Annotated in this window: 11 protein-coding genes; 5 read left to right on the forward strand and 6 right to left on the reverse strand. The window is 71.8% G+C overall.

The window, feature by feature from the left end:
* The first annotated feature begins 302 nt into the window (after window positions 1-302).
* The 3 genes from ABT324_RS10135 to ABT324_RS10145 all read left to right on the forward strand — a co-directional run bounded on the left by ABT324_RS10135 (window position 303) and on the right by ABT324_RS10145 (window position 2,612).
* Window positions 303-482, forward strand: a complete 180-nt coding sequence (locus tag ABT324_RS10135; RefSeq protein WP_351174595.1) for a hypothetical protein — start codon at window positions 303-305, stop codon at window positions 480-482.
* A gap of 67 nt (window positions 483-549) precedes the next feature.
* A complete protein-coding gene (locus tag ABT324_RS10140; RefSeq protein ID WP_351174597.1) occupies window positions 550-1,890 on the forward strand; it encodes a MurT ligase domain-containing protein in 1,341 nt (446 codons plus the stop codon).
* The gene (locus ABT324_RS10145) at window positions 1,887-2,612 is read left to right on the forward strand and encodes a type 1 glutamine amidotransferase (protein WP_502949722.1); all 726 of its coding nucleotides are present in this window, start codon (window positions 1,887-1,889) and stop codon (window positions 2,610-2,612) included. Before ABT324_RS10140 ends, ABT324_RS10145 begins: the two co-directional genes overlap by 4 nt.
* A gap of 333 nt (window positions 2,613-2,945) precedes the next feature.
* Here ABT324_RS10145 and murJ read toward each other — a convergent pair whose 3' ends face one another.
* Window positions 2,946-4,631, reverse strand: coding sequence for a murein biosynthesis integral membrane protein MurJ (gene murJ, locus ABT324_RS10150; RefSeq protein ID WP_351174599.1), 1,686 nt, complete (start codon window positions 4,629-4,631; stop codon window positions 2,946-2,948).
* Window positions 4,632-4,705: 74 nt separating this feature from the next.
* Between murJ and ABT324_RS10155 the strand changes: the two genes are divergently transcribed.
* Complete coding sequence (locus ABT324_RS10155) at window positions 4,706-5,176, forward strand: YkvA family protein (RefSeq protein ID WP_351174601.1); 471 nt, start codon at window positions 4,706-4,708, stop codon at window positions 5,174-5,176.
* A gap of 3 nt (window positions 5,177-5,179) precedes the next feature.
* On the opposite strand, the gene ABT324_RS10160 is transcribed toward ABT324_RS10155, so the two are convergent.
* Both ABT324_RS10160 and ABT324_RS10165 read right to left on the reverse strand, forming a co-directional pair.
* Window positions 5,180-5,614 (reverse strand): DoxX family protein, encoded by a 435-nt coding sequence (locus ABT324_RS10160; protein WP_351174603.1) that lies wholly within the window; start codon window positions 5,612-5,614, stop codon window positions 5,180-5,182.
* 136 nt (window positions 5,615-5,750) lie between these two features.
* Window positions 5,751-6,908, reverse strand: coding sequence for an acyl-CoA dehydrogenase (locus tag ABT324_RS10165; RefSeq protein WP_351174605.1), 1,158 nt, complete (start codon window positions 6,906-6,908; stop codon window positions 5,751-5,753).
* Window positions 6,909-7,048: 140 nt separating this feature from the next.
* Between ABT324_RS10165 and ABT324_RS10170 the strand changes: the two genes are divergently transcribed.
* Complete coding sequence (locus ABT324_RS10170; protein ID WP_351174607.1) at window positions 7,049-7,786, forward strand: TetR family transcriptional regulator; 738 nt, start codon at window positions 7,049-7,051, stop codon at window positions 7,784-7,786.
* 126 nt (window positions 7,787-7,912) lie between these two features.
* Here ABT324_RS10170 and ABT324_RS10175 read toward each other — a convergent pair whose 3' ends face one another.
* From ABT324_RS10175 to ABT324_RS10185, 3 genes are all read right to left on the reverse strand, one after another.
* Window positions 7,913-9,121 carry a threonine synthase gene (locus ABT324_RS10175; RefSeq protein WP_351174609.1) on the reverse strand — a complete coding sequence of 403 codons (1,209 nt, stop codon included), beginning with the start codon at window positions 9,119-9,121 and terminating at the stop codon, window positions 7,913-7,915.
* Window positions 9,122-9,151: 30 nt separating this feature from the next.
* Window positions 9,152-10,102: an LLM class F420-dependent oxidoreductase gene (locus ABT324_RS10180; RefSeq protein WP_351174611.1), complete on the reverse strand. Its 951-nt coding sequence runs from the start codon at window positions 10,100-10,102 to the stop codon at window positions 9,152-9,154.
* A 150-nt stretch (window positions 10,103-10,252) separates the two neighbouring features.
* Window positions 10,253-10,831, reverse strand: a complete 579-nt coding sequence (locus ABT324_RS10185) for a TetR/AcrR family transcriptional regulator (RefSeq protein ID WP_351174613.1) — start codon at window positions 10,829-10,831, stop codon at window positions 10,253-10,255.
* Window positions 10,832-10,929 lie beyond the last annotated feature (98 nt).

Genomic DNA, 10,929 nt, shown 5'->3' on the forward strand with positions numbered 1-10,929 from the left:
CGACGCAGGTCCGAGCGGATGTCCCACGCGGTCCACCCGATCCCGGCCAGGGCGATCCCGCCCAACGCGACCAGCAGCAGGATGTGGGTCATACCGCCTCCCTCGCAGCCGACGGGTGCAGCCCGATGCTGACCGATCCGCCGGTTGATCGCTGCTCCCCGAGGCGGTGAGAAGTCCCCGATAAGGGGATTTCCCGGCATGTTGGTACCTCGTCCGACCCGCGGCGGGCTGGATCATCTGCGGTGACGAGCCCCGGCTGGCGGCCGGGCACGACGACCTCGCGCGGAAGGAGGGGCACCACGATGCCCACCGGTCACCAAACCGCGCTGGCCGAGCTGACCGGCGCCCTGCACGGCTGGGTCGGACCAGCGGCGATCGCCGCCGGTGCCCTGCTGCTGATCGTCGCGCTGTATCGCCGATCCCGAGCCACACTGGCGAGGAAGCGACGGGCGGCGCGACCGAGTGCGGCCGAGTGGTGGTGATGCGCCGCCCCCGCTGAAACCCGGGAAGCCCGCGCGCAGCAGCGGGTGCTCGAGGGGGGAGGGGTGCATGGCCGAGACCACGCGGAACAGCGGGGCGGTCGAACCGGAGACCGGGACGCGCTCGCCCGCGCAGCAGCGCTGGCAGGTCGTACCCGCACCGGTGCAGCCGCCACCGCGCGGTGCGCACCGGCTCGACCTGCGGACCACCATCGCGATCGACCTGGGTCGGCTGGCCGCCACGATGTCGCGGCGGCTCGGCCTGGGCAGCGGCGCGATGATCGGTGGCAGGCTCGCGCTGGCCCTGCAGCCGCAGGCCCTGCGCAGGCTGGCGCTGGGGCGGCGGGTGGTCATGGTGACCGGCACCAACGGCAAGACCACCACCACCCGCATGGTGGCCGAGGCGCTGCGCTCGCAGGCCCCGGCGGTCAGCAACGCCACCGGGGCGAACATGCTCGACGGCCACGTCGCCGCCCTGATGACCCGGCCCGACGCTCCCTTCGCCGCGCTGGAGGTCGACGAGCTGCACCTGGCGCAGGTGACCGCGCAGTTCGAACCGGCCGTGATCCTGCTGCTCAACCTGAGCCGGGACCAGCTGGACCGGGTCGGTGAGATCCGCACCGTCTCCGAGAGCCTGCGGCGCGCCCTCGCCCAGGCACCCGGGGCGCACGTCATCGCCAACCGCGACGACCCGAACATCGTGTTCGCGGCCGCCGACCACCCGGGCGTCACGTGGGTCTCCGGTGGCGTCCGCTGGAAGGGCGACGCGCTGAACTGCCCGCGCTGCGGAGCTTTCCTCGGCGACGCCGACGACGACTGGCGCTGCGAGTGCGGCCTGGCCCGCCCCGAGGCGGACTGGACCGTCGCCGCCGATGCCGCGGTCACCGCCGACGGCACCCGCTGCGAGCTCGACCTGGCCCTGCCCGGGCAGGTCAACCGGGTCAACGCGACGTTCGCGCTCGCCGCCGCGCACCTGCTGGGCTGCGACCACAGCGCGGCCACGCAGCGCATCCAGCAGATCAGCCAGGCCGCCGGTCGCTACGGCACCGTGCGGCTGGCGGGTCGGACGGTGCGACTGCTGCTGGCGAAGAACCCGGCGAGTTGGCTGGAGATGCTCGACCTGGTCTCCACCGAGCAGAACCCGCTGGTGCTGGTGGTCAACAGCCGGGAGGCCGACGGCCACGACGTGTCCTGGCTCTGGGACGTCGACTTCGAGCTGCTGGGTGAGCGCCCGGTGCGGGTGGCAGGGGACCGCGCGCTCGACCTCGCGGTGCGGCTGCACTACGCCGGGGTCCCGGCCACCGTCTCGGCCACGGTGGACGACGCCCTGGCGGGGACGGAGGACGGGGTGCCGGACATCATCGCCAACTACACGGCCTTCCGCGATCTCGTCGCTCGGAGCCGGTCATGATGCGCGACCGGGTCCGGCTGGCCCTGGTGCTGCCCGACCTGCTGGGCACCTACGGCGACCGGGGCAACGTGGTGGTGCTGGCCCAGCGGCTGAAGTGGCGCAACATCGACAGCGAGACGGTGACGGTGCTGTCCTCCTGGGACGCGGTACCGGAGTCCTGCGACCTGTACCTGGTCGGCGGGGGAGAGGACGTCGCCCAGGTCGCGGCCGTGCGGTTCCTCCGCCGCGGCCGGGGGCTGCGCAGCGCCGTGGACCGGGGCGTCCCGGTGCTCGGCGTCTGCGGCGGGTTGCAGGTCCTGGGCACCAGCTTCGTCACCGGGGACGGTGTGCGGCACGAGGGGCTCGGCTTGGTCGACGCCGACACCGAACCCGGGGATGGTCGGGCGATCGGCGAGGTGACGACGCAGTCGACGCTGTTGGGGATCGGCATGCTGACCGGGTTCGAGAACCACCTGGGGCGGACCCGGGTGGGAGGAGACTCCCGCCCGCTCGGCCGGATCGTTCGCGGCACCGGCAACGGGCACGACGCCGCCGAGGGGGCGGTGCGTGGCCACGTGGTGTGCACCTACATGCACGGCCCCGTCCTGGCGCGCAACCCGAGGCTGGCCGACCTGCTGCTGGAGTGGGCGATCGGCGAACCGCTGGAACCGCTACCGGATCCGCCGGAGCTGCGCGCCCTCCGCACCCAGCGGAGCAAACCACCCGCGCGCAACCGCAAGTGAGGACCCCGGACCCCACTCCGGGTCAACGTCGACACCGCGATCCACCGAGGTGACCGCGGGGACGTCGCTCCCAGGCGGGCCGTGCACCACCACGCCGAAGGCGCCGTCTACCCGCAGTTTCAATTGAAACTGCGGGTAGACGGAGTGTCGGGTGCGGACGTGCCGCGGGTGTGTCGGCATCCCCGCGATTTCCGCGGAACCCGCGTGCCGGGAGCACAGTTTCAGTTGAAACTGTGAACCATCGGCGTGTCGCGTGCCGACATGCCGATGGAGTGTCGGGTTCTGCGTGAACTCCGTGGACATGACAGGGCGGTGAGTCGGGGTGGGGGCGACTCAGCGCCGGACGATCCGGGCTATCCGGGAGACCGCGGGCTTGAGCTCCGGCGCTCGGAACAGCGCCAGCGCGGCGAAGCTGACGCCCAGCACCACCACCGTGTGGATGACCAGCGAGGTCCACGCGTCGGCCGCTGGCCCGAGCGGGCCGAACGCGCCGCGCACGACCGCCACGGCCGTGGTGGAGCAGGCGCACCCGAGCGCGGTGGCGGCGAGGCTGCGGCCGATCGCCAGCAGCGTGCTCCTGGTCCGCAGGCGGCCGACCCGGCAGTGCAACCAGATCTGCCCCGCCACGGCGCCGACCACGAAGCTCGCCGACATCGCCGCGGACACCCCGACGACCAAGTCGCGGGGGTCCGCGGTGGCCAGGACCAGGTAGCACAGCGCGCTGCGCACCACCACCATGATCACGTTGATCCAGGTCGGGGTGCGGGCGTCGCGCATGGCGTAGAAGGCGCGCAACTGGAGCATCGTGATGGCGAAGGGGACCACCCCGGCGGCAGCCGCGGCCAGGGCGTACCCGAGCCGGTCGGCGGCGGCCACGTCGCTGGCCCCCAGCGAGAAGAACGCGACCGCGAGCGGGCCGCCCGCGACGACCAGCAGCGCGCTGATCGGCATCAGCAACACCGAGCTCATCCGGGTGCCCAGCGCCAGGTCGGAGACGAAGGCGGAGGTGTCCTCGGCTGCGGCGGCCTTGCTGATCCGCGGCATCAGCGCGGTCAGCAGCGAGACGCCGAGCACCCCGTAGGGCACCTGGGACAGCAGCCAGGCGTAGTTGAACGTCGCGACGCTGCCGGGGGTGCCCTGGCCGGTCACCCGGGTGATCACCACCATGCCCACCTGGCTGACCAGCGTGTAGAGCACGACCCACCCGGCCAGGCCGCCGAACTCCGAGAGCCTCCGGTCCCACCCCCAGCGCCACCGGTAGCGGAAGCCGCTGCGCCGCAGCGACACCACCATGACCAGCGTCTGCGCCGCGATGCCCAGCGCGGTGCCGACGCCCAGGACCAGCAGCTTCGGTTCTCCCATCCGCACCGGGTGGGTGGAGATCTCCCCGGGCACGAGCGCGTACACCACAACTGTGGTGATCACCACCAGGTTGTTCACCACCGGGGCCCATGCGGGGGTGCCGAACACGCCGCGCACGTTGAGGATCGCCTGCAGCAGCGCCGACAGCCCGTAGCAGACGATGCCCGGCAGCAGCAGGTAGGCGAAAGCCGTGGTCAGCGCCGCGTTGGCCCGGGTGTCCGGGCCGAGGTAGAGCTCGGTGAGCAGGGGAGCCGCGACCACCGCTGCGGTGGTGGCCACCAGCAGCAGCACCCCACCCATGGTGATCATCCACCGGGCGTACTCGGTGCCCTCCTGCGGTCCCCGCTGCTGGGCGCGCACCAGCAGCGGGACGGCGATGCTGGTGAGCACCCCGCCCAGCAGCAGCTCGTTGACCACGGTCGGCAGCGTGTTGGCCACCGTGTAGGAGTCGTTGACCACGCCGAGGCCGAGCACGGCGACCAGCAGCACCTTCGCCAGCAGGCCGCTGACCCGGCTGGTGGCGGTGGCCACGGCCATCGCCGCGCTCGCGCGGGCCAGCGAGGCGCCTCGCACCTGGGTCTCCGCCTGGTCGACCACGTTCCTCCCCAGCGTCGGCGACTTCCGGCGGAAGTCGACCAGCTCCGCCGACCGTGCCACGGATCACCCGGCTCCGCCGGACGAGCGCGGGACGTGGCAACCTGAGCGCACGGGTCGGGAACGGGGGACGAGCGATGATCGTGGTCGGTGGGCTGCTGCTGGTGGCCGGTGTCGTCGTGGCAGTGGTGTACGGCGGGGACGTGGCGGGCGGCTGGCTGCTGCCGGTCGGGCTCATCGCCGCGGGCCTGGGCATCCTCCTGGCCGGGGCGGCGGCCGCGGTGCGCCGCCGGGTGCCGCTGCTGGCAGCGGTCCGCGCGCATCGGGCGACGCCGGTGGGCAACCCGCTGCGCCGGGCGCGGGCGGTGCCGGGGATGCTCGCGGCGACGGCCCGCGGCCGCAACCCGGTGCTGCCGCGCTACCAGCTGCTGCTGTGGTTGATCGCGGTCGGCTACGTGGTCTCGCCGATCGACCTGATCCCCGAGTTCCTGCCGCTGCTGGGCATCGGTGACGACATCGGCGTGGGTGCCTGGCTGCTGACCAGCCTGTACGCCGAGTCGGGCAACTACCTGGCGGCCCGCCAGCAGCGCGAGGTGGAGGCGGAGTAGCCGTCAGGTCTCGCTGGCCGCCGGTTCGGTCGGGGTGGTGCGGCGGCGGCCGAACAGCCCGTGGTCGATGGACCAGCGGCCACCGTTGAACCCCAGCGCCAGGGCGGCCACCCCGATGGCCATCGGGAGCTCGAAGCCCTCGGGCGAGAACAGCCCGTACGGCAGGTGCACGAAGTACACCGCGCCCGCCATCACCAAGGCGATCAGGACGCCCACCAGCGGTAGCAGGATCCCGAGGATGAGGAAGGCGCCGCCGACCAGCTCCACCAGCGCGGTGAACCAGGCTGCCACCTGCGGCAGCGGGATGCCCTGCTGCGCGAAGCCCTCCGCGACCGCGCCCATCCCGTAGTCGACGAGCTTCTGCCAGCCGTGCGCGATCAGGATGATGCCGATGCCGAGCCGTCCGATGAAGGCGAAGAAGTCGCGTGCCGCTTGCATGACGTGCCTCCTGTCCTGGCCCGGTGCGCCCACCAGTCGAGTGCGGCACCGGCCGCGGGTCCCCACGGGATTCCCGGGCACGTCGGTGCTGGAAACGTCGGGGGCCGGGGTGCGCCCGGCCCCCCGCTCCGCGAGCTCAGCCCTTGAGCAGGTTGCGCGCCATGACCATGCGCTGGACCTGGTTGGTGCCCTCGTAGATCTGGGTGATCTTGGCGTCGCGCATCATCCGCTCGACCGGGAAGTCGCGGGTGTAGCCGGCGCCGCCGAACAGCTGCACCGCGTCGGTGGCGACCTCCATGGCCACGTCGGAGGCGAAGCACTTCGCCGCGGCGGAGATGAAGCCGAGGTTGGGCTCACCGCGCTCGGCGCGGGCCGCGGCGAGGTATACCATGTTGCGGGCGGCTTCGACCTTCATCGCCATGTCGGCGAGCATGAACTGCACGCCCTGGAAGTCGGCGATCGCCTTGCCGAACTGCTTGCGCTCCTTGACGTAGGACAGCGAGGCGTCCAGTGCGCCCTGGGCCACGCCGACGGCCTGCGCACCGATGGTAGGCCGGGTGTGGTCCAAGGTGCGCAGCGCCGTCTTGAAGCCGGTGCCGGGCTCGCCGATGATCCGGTCGGCCGGGATGGTGCAGTCCTCGAAGTACAGCTCCGCCGTCGGCGAGCCCTTGATGCCGAGCTTCTTCTCCTTCGGCCCCACCACAAAGCCGGGGTCCTCAGCGTGCACGACGAACGCGCTGATGCCGTTGGCGCCCTTGTCCGGGTCGGTCACCGCCATGACGGTGTACCACTGGGACTCGCCGCCGTTGGTGATCCAGCACTTGCTGCCGTTGAGTACCCAGTGGTCGCCGTCGAGCCGGGCCCGGGTCTTCATCGAGGCCGCGTCGGAACCGGCTTCGCGCTCGGACAGCGCGTAGGAGGCCATCGCCTCGCCGGAGCCGATGGAGGGCAGCACCTTCTTCTTCAGCTCCTCGGAGCCGGACAGCAGGATCGGCATGGTGCCGAGCTTGTTCACCGCGGGGATCAGCGAGGACGAGCAGCAGACGCGCGCCACCTCCTCGATCACGATGCAGGTGGCCACCGAGTCCGCGCCCTGCCCGTCGTAGGCCTCCGGGATGTGCACCGCGGCGAACCCTGATTTGACCAGCGCGTCGAGCGCCTCGCGCGGGAAGCGCTCCTGCTCGTCGACCTCGGCCGCGTGCGGGGCGATCTCCTTCTCGGCCAGGTCGCGCACCGCCTCGCGCAGGGCGTCGTGCTCCTCGGCCAGCTGGTAGGTGCCGAAGTTCGGGTTCACCGGGTGCCTCCTCGTTCCCGCCGCCGTGCTCGGCAGGGGAGTCAGTCGCGGGTCCGCGCAGCTCGCGGACGCTGATTGCGGTCGTCATCGTAACGGCACTGAGTGCCACTAGCAACGTGGTCCGGTGCTATATTCCGGCCATGCCCGAGGTAGTGACCCCTGCGCCGAAACCCCGCACCGGCCGAACCGCGCACGGCCGCCGACGGGTGCGCAGCGCCCTGGCGCTGGCCGCGCTCGAGCTCTTCGCCGCGCAGGGCTTCGAGGCGACCACCGTGGACCAGATCGCGGATGCGGCGGGCGTCGGTCGGCGCACGTTCTTCCGCTACTTCCGGTCCAAGGAGGACGTGGTGTTCCCCGGGCACGACGAGCGCCTGGCCGAGGTGGTCGAGCTGCTCGAGGGCGCCGACCCGGCGGCGGACCCGCTGGTGGTGCTCGGCCGCACCGCCGAGGTCGTGCTGGAGATGTACCTGGCCGAGCCGGAGGTCTCGCTCAAGCGGTTCGAGCTGACCCGCGAGGTCTCGGCGCTGCGCGACAAGGAGATCGCCAGCATCGACCGCTACCAGCGGGTGTTCGCTCGCTACCTGCGCGAGCGCTACGCGGGTGAGCCCGGCGGGGACCTGCGGGCCGCGGTGGCGGCCGCGGCGGTGGTCGCCGCGCACAACCACGTGCTCCGGCAGTGGTTGAAGAGCAGGGGGGAGCTCGACGCCAAGCGCCTGCTGCGCGAGGCGGTCGAGCAGGTCACCGCAGCGCTGTCCGACCGGCGGCCGGAGCCGTCGGTCGTCGAGGGGGAGGACGTGGTGGTGGGCGTTGTCCGCACCTCGGCCCCGGCGGGTGTGGTGCTCAAGCAGCTCGAGGACGCGCTCCGCGAAATCAGGTGAGGACGGCACTCAGTGCCGAAGTCGGTGTGCCCTCCCTTAAGTATCAATGTGATCGATTAGTTCAGTGTCAACTGAAAATCATTCGCCCGGCCGCGACCTGCGCGACAGGAGGGGGAATGCTGTTGATCAGCAGTCGATGTCGGCCGCCCGCAGCTCGCGGCGGACCACGTCCCAGTCCGGGTCGACGACCTCCGGCTGCACGCTTCCGACCCCGACGCCCTTGAACCCGCTGGAGGTCGCCACGCACACCACGGGGCCGTCGAACTCCTCGCGCGCCTGCCGGAACCCCGCCAGCCCGGCGGCGGAGGAGAGCTCGTACCAGAGCCCGGACCGCCCCAGGTCCTGCTGCGCCCGGGCCAGTTCCGCGTCGTCGACCAGCAGTGCTCGCCCGGAGCTCTCCCGGACCGCCACGGTCGCCCGGTAGCCGCCCACCGGGCAGTCGATCCCGTAGGCGTCGGTCGGTCCCACCTCGACCGAGGTGGCCGGGAGGCCGTCGGCGAGGGCGCGGTGCAGCGGTCCGCCAGCGGCGGGCTCGCAGGCGATCATCCGGGGAGTGGTGGGGGCGAGCCCCAGGCGGACGAGCTCGGCGAACCCCTTCCAGGCGCCGAAGAGCAGTTCGCCGTACCCGGTCGGCACGAACAGCGCGGCGGGGACGCCGATCTCGGCGAAGATCTCGTAGGCGATCGTCTTGTAGCCCTCCGGCCCGAACGCGTGGCCGGTGTGCGTGGTCGTGGAGTTGCTGACCGCGTGGAAGCCGGTCTCGGCGGCGATCCGGCGCAGCAGTGGCCAGCGCGCGGGAGTCGGCACTGACAGCACCACGGCGCCGTAGGACCGGACGAAGGAGTTGACGGCCGGGGGAGCGTCGGCCGAGGCCAGCACGATGCACCGCAAACCGGCGCGGGCCGCGTACGCGGCGGCTGAAGCGCCGTGGTTGCCCGAGGACGCGACCACGACGCCGGGTGCCCCGGCACCCACTGCCGCGCTCACCGCGACGCGGTTGAGCCGGTCCTTGTGGCTCCAGGTCGGATTCCGCGACTCGTCCTTGATGAGCACCCCGTCAGCGGGGATCTCGACCAGCGGCGTGCCGCCTTCGCCGAGACCGGGTGCTCGCAGCGGCGGCAGCAGCGGAGCCCACCGGTCCAACCCGCTGCCGACCGGCTGCTGGAACAACTCGCGCGGCACCCGGTCGTAGTCGTAGTCGACCTCGACGGGGTAGCTGGTGGTGTCGGTACTGGTCGTCGGGCAGCCGCGGGTCAGCGGCGGCCAGAGCGGGTAGCGAAGGTCCGGGTCACCCAGCGAGCGCTGCCCGGTGGCCAGCGACAGATCGTTCAGCACACCAGCAGACACTAGATCAACGTTGCCGGTCTACTCGCTCATGGCGCGGACGCGTTCGATCACCGGGGCGAAGACGTCCATGTAGGGGCCGTGGACCGCGTAGTAGGTGAAGCCGTAGCGCTCGTGGTTGGTCAGGACCTGCTCGGCCATCTGCTCGACCGTGCCGATGAAGACGAAGGGCGTGTCGAGCAGTTCGTCGACGGTCATGGTCTGCCCGCTCCGCTCCAGGAACTCCTCAGCGGCGGCACGGCGGTCGTCGGTGACCAGGACGGCTCGGGACAGCACCTGCCACTGCACCTGGTCGGCGCGGGCACCGGCGTGCTGGCGGGCGAAGCGGACCCGTTCACCGGTCTCGGCGGCGGTGCCGAGGCGCAGGGTGCCGGGCGGCTGCCCGGGGACCTGGAAGGCACCCGCGATGCCGATGACGTCGGCGGTGCGCGCGGCGATCCGCAGGATGCGGTCGCCGGTCCCGCCGACGATCAGCGGAGGTCCGTAGCCGCCGAAACCGGTGCGCTGGATCGGCCGCAGCGTGGGGATGCCGAAGTGCTCCCGGAGCGCGGCCTGCTGCTCGTAGCCGTCGGTGGCGAACAGCTCGGTCAGCTCGGCGATCAGCGATTCGAGCTGGTCGGCGCGGTCGCGGAACGGCCGCCACGGGATGCCGGCCGCGTCGAACTCCCACTTCATGTGCCCGGCGCCGAGCCCGACCTCCAGCCGCCCGCCGGTGAGCACGTCGGTGGTGGCGATCTCGCGGGCCAGCAGCGCGGGGTTCCAGAAGGGGGCGTTGAGCACCAGGGTGCCGACGGTGAGCCGCTCCGTCGCCTGCGCCGCGGCGACGAGGATGGGGAAGGGGGAGGCGGTGCCGAGGTGGTCACCGGCGAACACGGTGTCGTACCCGTGCTGCTCCGCGCGGCGGCAGGTGGCGGCGAAGGTCTCGGGGGAGTCGAGGCTGAAGACGTTGTAGGCGAAGCGGAATGCGGGCATGGGATCACGCTGCCGCAAGCGGGGTGGCCTGGCCACTGGTTCTCGACGAGGCGAACCACAGCTCCGGTTTTATTATTTCTTTCGTTTCAGTGTTAACTAAAAAGAAATCTCCGGAAGGCGCACCTGCACCAAAAACGCCTGGACCGGAGGTCAGCTCGAAGCGGATGGGGCCATGCCCCACCACAGCAGGTCGATCAGCTTCGCGGTGGGTTCGCGCCAGTCGGAGGTGGGGTCGAGGTAGAGCAGTCCGCCCAGGGCGCGCAGGACCGTTTCCGGGTCCAGGTCGCGGCGGACGGCTCCCGCCTCGACGTTGGCCTGCACCAGCGCGCTCACCGCGCCGAGCATCGCCCCGTGGGCCTTCGTCAGCATCTCGCTGTGCGAGGAGATCGCGGCGCCGAGGGCTTTGGCCAGGCCGCGCTTGGTCATCATGTAGCGGACCAGGTGCTCGGTGATCCAGGTCCGGAAGGCCTGCTCCGGGGGGTGCTGGGCGAGCAGGTCGGGCACGACGTCGACCAGGTGCTGCAGTTCGCGCTGGTAGACGGCGATGACGAGCGCTTCCGGGTTGGCGAAGTGCCGGTACACCGTGCCGACGCCGACCCCGGCCTGCTTGGCGATGGCGTTGAACGAGATCTCGCCGCAGGTGGCCAGCGCGGTCGCGGCCGCGGTGAGGATCCGCTCGTGGTTGCGGCGGGTGTCCGCGCGCCGGGGGCTGACTGAGCCCGTCGTCATCGTCCCTCCACGTTCGCCGCCTGCCCCCTGGAATGTAGTGCACGGTCCGCGCGGGTTCCGGCAAGCTGCAACCGGGTGGTCGTTTGCGGACCGGATAA

Origin of the sequence: Saccharopolyspora sp. NPDC000359, from assembly GCF_040300525.1 — a bacterium.
Taxonomy (GTDB): Bacteria; Actinomycetota; Actinomycetes; order Mycobacteriales; family Pseudonocardiaceae; genus Saccharopolyspora.